2 protein-coding genes and 2 pseudogenes are annotated in these 2,628 nt (G+C 40.6%); 2 read left to right on the top strand and 2 right to left on the bottom strand.

Annotated elements, in window-relative coordinates; all coding sequences use genetic code 11:
* Nucleotides 1-394, bottom strand: a 394-nt coding sequence (locus VXQ92_RS15590) for an FAD-dependent oxidoreductase (RefSeq protein WP_416682409.1), incomplete at its 3' end; no start/stop codon positions are given.
* Nucleotides 395-593: 199 nt separating this feature from the next.
* On the opposite strand from VXQ92_RS15590, the gene alc reads away from it, so the two are divergent.
* Complete coding sequence (alc, locus tag VXQ92_RS15595) at nt 594-1,604, top strand: allantoicase (RefSeq protein WP_416682411.1); 1,011 nt, start codon at nt 594-596, stop codon at nt 1,602-1,604.
* Nucleotides 1,601-1,931 (top strand): annotated as a pseudogene (locus VXQ92_RS15600) (ureidoglycolate lyase). The gene alc and the pseudogene VXQ92_RS15600 overlap by 4 nt, the downstream one beginning before the upstream one ends.
* 121 nt (nt 1,932-2,052) lie before the next feature.
* Here the strand turns inward: VXQ92_RS15600 and VXQ92_RS15605 are convergent.
* Nucleotides 2,053-2,628 (bottom strand): annotated as a pseudogene (locus VXQ92_RS15605) (DNA topoisomerase IV subunit B); the annotation flags it as partial.

Raw genomic sequence — 2,628 nt, forward strand, 5'->3', positions numbered from 1 at the left:
CTTTATCTTCAAGGCCTACCATTTTTTTGCCTAAATAAATCTGATCTCGACCAAACTCATCCATTAACATATTTTGTAAATCGGCACGTGCAACCGGATAAGGACGTTGTCCTACTTCTTCAATTAATGGCCGTAAACTGAATTGCGTCATCACATCTCCAGTTAAACCATCTACATAGGCCAAGTCATCCATTTGTCCACCAAGTTTGGCGATTTTCTCAGTTAATCCCAGATAATTTAGACATTTCACACCATTTGACCACAGCGAAATTGCGGCGCCGACCGGAAGAATCTTTTCAGTTTGCTCAAAAATACGAACTTGGTGACCAAATTTCTTTAATGCAATGCCTGTGGTTAGACCTCCCATTCCCGCACCAATAATCACCACATTCATAACACGCTCCTATAGATATTCACCTATAGGGTGCTTATGCTAAAAACATGCCATCGTTCAAAATTTATTTAGCTTTTCCACAAAACTGGCATGCACCATGCTTATATATTTATGTATAAAACTCATCTCAACACGCTCAGTGTGAGTGCAGTTTTAAATGAAAAATCATGTTTTTAACAAGAAATACGGATACCCCATTATGGCAACATTGCACGCTCCAGCTTTTGAACTTCCTGAAATTTTGAATACTAAAACAAATTTGGCAGATGCCCGAATTGGTGCACAAGTGATTGAGTGTTCAGATGATTTCTTTGCCGAAGCAAAGCGCATGCTGCAATTTGAAGCACCTATTTTTGTTGAAGATAAATTTGATGATCATGGCAAATGGATGGACGGTTGGGAGACCCGCCGTAAGCGTCATGCAGGCTATGACTGGTGTATTGTGAAACTAGGTGTGAGTGGAAAAATCAGTGCACTTGATATCGACACCACGTTTTTTACAGGAAATTATCCTGCTTCTGCCTCATTAGAGGCATGTTATGCACCAAATGGTGACCTTACTGGGGCAAAGTGGCAGAGTATTTTAGAAAATACCGAGCTAGGGCCGAGTCAACATCATATTTTTATGGTCAATAATGATGCAATTTTCACGCATATACGCCTCAATATTTTCCCAGATGGTGGTGTCGCCCGTTTACGCGTTTATGGTGACGTTCATATTCAGGTGACCGACCACGAGCAGACTCTCGATTTATTGGCCTTAGAAAATGGCGGTCGTGTAATTGCTTATAGCGATGCGCACTTTGGACATCCACGTAATTTGATTAACCCAGGCCGTGGCGTCAACATGGGCGATGGGTGGGAAACCAAACGCCGCCGTGCACCAGGTTATGACTGGTGTAGTCTTGCATTGGGTAAAAGCGGAAAAATTGAAAAAATTGAAATTGATACGGCGCATTTTAAAGGTAACTTTCCTGCTGAAGTTTCTATTCAGGCGGTCTACCTTGAAAATGCAACCGATGCACAGCTGATTCCACAAAGTATGTTTTGGTCTTACTTACTTGAAGCCCAACCTATGCAAATGGACCATATTCATGAATATATGAATGAAATTTTACAGCATGAAAAAGTCTCGCATATCCGTATTAATATGATTCCGGATGGTGGTATTAGCCGTGTCCGTTTATGGGGAAAAATTGCCAAGTCATGATCATGAAGAATGTTCAAATTCAGCCTTTAACCATTGAGAACTTTCAGCCCTTCGGAGAAGTCATTTGTTGTGACGGGCATGATTTTTTTCATATTAATGATGCACACACCGAGCGCTACCATGCGCTCGTTGAAACTGAAATTGAGGGCGAAGCTATGTGCTTTTGTTTCGGATGGCAAGCAAAGTATCAATTATCGGGCAGGTACTTGGCATCATCCTTTGCTTACCTTTGAAGCGCCGAGTGATTTTGCAGTAGTGGATCGAATTGGTAACGGCGCAAATTGTGATGTTTTTCAATTTCCCCATCCGATAAAAATTACTTTTTAAATTAAAATATACAGATCTGTCTATTTTTTAATTTAATAGTAGAACCCGTTGTGGTGATTTTCAACAATTTAGATTTACACAAAAAATCCCCGCCATTTGAGCGGGGATTTTTTATTTATTTTTAAACCGTAATATCAGCTAAGTTACCCTTCTGCTCAAGCCACTGCTTACGATCTGCTGCACGTTTTTTTGCAAGGAGCTTGTCGAGTAAACCTGCCGTTAAATGTGCATCATCTAGATCAAGCTGAACCAAACGACGGGTGTTCGGATCCATTGTTGTTTCACGTAGTTGAATTGCGTTCATCTCACCCAACCCTTTGAATCGGGTAATTTGCGGGTTCTTATTACCTTTAACATTTTTCAAAATGGTTTCAAGCTCTTCATCATCTAGCGCGTAATGAACATCTTTACCAATATCGATACGGAACAATGGTGGCATTGCTACATACAAATGCCCTTCTTCAACCAATGCTGGAAAATGTTTAACGAATAAAGCGCAAAGCAAAGTCGCAATGTGTAAACCGTCCGAGTCGGCATCGGCCAAAATACAGATTTTGCCGTAACGTAATTCAGATAAATCATCACTACCCGGGTCTACACCAATTGCAATGGCAATATCGTGAACTTCCTGAGAAGCAAGTACTTCATCTGAAGAAACTTACCATGTATTTAAGATTTTTCCACGAATTGGCATGAT

This window comes from Acinetobacter sp. 228 (genome assembly GCF_048147885.1).

Bases quoted from the DNA above. Each gene is read 5' to 3' on its own strand.
- alc (WP_416682411.1), top strand. From the start codon at position 594: ATGGCAACATTGCACGCTCCAGCTTTTGAACTTCCTGAAATTTTGAAT.